The sequence below is a fragment of the Actinoplanes sp. GCM10030250 genome, assembly GCF_042666575.1.
Taxonomy (GTDB): Bacteria; Actinomycetota; Actinomycetes; order Mycobacteriales; family Micromonosporaceae; genus Actinoplanes.
The window spans coordinates 1-958 of the sequence record NZ_JBHTDO010000105.1; the positions used below are offsets into that span (position 1 = coordinate 1).

A 958-nucleotide genomic window follows, 5' to 3' on the forward strand; every position below is an offset into this window, starting at 1 on the left:
TGCGGCCACTTCCTGCGCGCGGGAGCGCACCGGGAACGTCATTGCGGAGGTGGCCACGTCGCGAATGGCGGTGGGGATGGCGTCCCCGGTGCCCTTCTGGGTCATCCAGAACAGCAAGAATCCCGCGGCGCGCGCCTTCTTGGTCAGGTCCTCGGCGATCTCGGCGTTATCGGCAATGATCTTGGCTTTCTCGCTGCCTTTCGCGCCGCCGGTCAGGTACGTCTGGCACTCGTCCATCGTGCCGACGATCACCGGCATGTCGGCGTCGGGTCCGTGGTCCCAGAACTCATCGACGCCCCACAGGTCGTACATGCTGTCGAGGCGGCGGTACATCTCGTTCTGCAACCCCTTCAACAGCTGGTTGACTTCCTCAGGGTCACCGGCAACGAGATGGCTGTAGCGCGGGGCCAGTACGCGGTAATCACCACGCATCGACGTGACCGCTTTTCCGTTCGCGCCCACGAACTGCACCAGAGGCGACGGCGCGAGCTTGACCACCACATTGCGCGCAAACATGCTCTTGCCGTAGCCGGACGCACCGGTCACTGTCACTGTCGCGCCTTGGGCAACGGGCAGATACTCCAGCTCGCCCATCACGTTCAGACCGAGCTCGAGCTCGGTCAAATCCTCGGGCCGCACCGGTACGCCCTGCTCGGTGAACACAGTCAGTGGATCGGTGTGCACGGCACGGATTTTGACGTACCCCGGACCCCACTCGGGATCATCATCCAGAGCGCTGCACTGCACTTGCCGCATGCGCCACTCGTCGGCCAAATCGCCGCCCGCGTCGGAGAACTTTTTGCGGCCCACCCCGCGCACTGTGCGAACCACCATGGTGACGCCGTAGGCGTCGGCGGTCAGATCATGGATGCGCGGCACCTTGACGTGTGGTTTCGGGGCGTGGTCGTGGTTGCCGACCCATTTCTCACCGAAGGTGGGAGTTCGGTCCTTGTGCACC

At 64.2% G+C, this 958-nt stretch carries 1 protein-coding gene; it reads right to left on the reverse strand.

What is annotated here, in order from left to right; genetic code table 11:
* Positions 1 to 958, reverse strand: a 958-nt coding sequence (locus tag ACFQV6_RS44240) for an FtsK/SpoIIIE domain-containing protein (RefSeq protein ID WP_378033738.1), incomplete at both ends; no start/stop codon positions are given.